The sequence below is a fragment of the Lactobacillus gallinarum DSM 10532 = JCM 2011 genome (genome assembly GCF_001434975.1).
Lineage (GTDB): Bacteria > Bacillota > Bacilli > Lactobacillales > Lactobacillaceae > Lactobacillus > Lactobacillus gallinarum.
Window position 1 is genome coordinate 15,766 of the sequence record NZ_AZEL01000070.1, and the last position, 1,069, is coordinate 16,834.

1 protein-coding gene and 1 pseudogene are annotated in these 1,069 nt (G+C 40.6%); both read right to left on the reverse strand.

The annotated features are described in order from the left end of the window. On the reverse strand, positions 1-577 hold a 577-nt coding region (locus tag FC37_RS08615), incomplete at its 3' end, for a helix-turn-helix domain-containing protein (RefSeq protein ID WP_156400677.1). A 141-nt stretch (positions 578-718) separates the two neighbouring features. After that, positions 719-1,069, reverse strand: a pseudogene (locus FC37_RS08620) (amino acid permease); the annotation flags it as partial.

The window sequence follows — 1,069 nt, forward strand, 5'->3', positions numbered from 1 at the left end:
CCAGACGCTCTTTGATTAGCCTTCTAAAACCAGCAATGCGGACGATACCCAGTTTAGGCAGTTTAATATGTTTAGCATCAATAAATCTAGCTGTCCCGTTATCAAGAAAAGCTTCTTTTTGCTTAGGATATTGACAGTTGGTCTGATATGACCAGTCGCTGCGTTTTTTATGGAAAGTTGGGATTCCATGACCAATCTTGCGATAGTTGCTCCAAGCTTTCTGGTAGTTCTGAATAGCGTTGGCAATAGCGAGGCTATCAATTTCTTTAACGCGTAAAAAGCTATAAGTATCGCGGATATTCTTAGGCTTAGCCAATAGTTCGCTATTAGCGACTACTTCTTCTGCCAACCTAGCTTCATAGCTATTAAGAGCAGAAAAAGCAAAGGGCATTGCTTGATATTGTCTAACAGCTAAGTAGTGCTTAGCATGATAATTGCTTCGATTGCGTCCTACATAAGAGTTGTAGACAAAGCGTTGCGCATCATAGTTCAACTTAATGATTTTCTTTTGCTTAGAACTAGGATAAAAGCGAAGCTTAACGCCAAAATGATAGGCTAAGCTGCTCATTCTTTTCATGATTTCACCTCCTCATAGATTAGATATTTATATTTTACAGGGAAGTCGAACGTATGTCTCTATTTTTAGAATAAAAAAAGCTGACTGCTAGGTCAGCTTGGCCCTATCCATCCCCGCATTAAAATACGGGGATTTTCGGGCGTTTTTCATTAAAATGCTCATGAAGCCAGCTACTGAAGCAATAATCGCAGGGCCATAGACGATAATCTGCATCCAGCCTGCCATAAAGCCACAGATTCGGCCATATAAATTTTCAATATATACATATAGCCCACCAGTGTATGGCATCTGGGCTCCGATTTCGACAATCGTTAGCCCACCGGTAAGTGTGATCAGTCCACCAAAAATCCAGGCGATAATTGCCATAGTACTTGAACCTGCACTATCTAATACGGAAGCTTGCTTAAAAAATAGACCTGAACCAATGATGGTACCGATTACGATGGAAATGGCTGAACCAAAACCAATTGAGCGTTTTAGGTTATTGTTGGG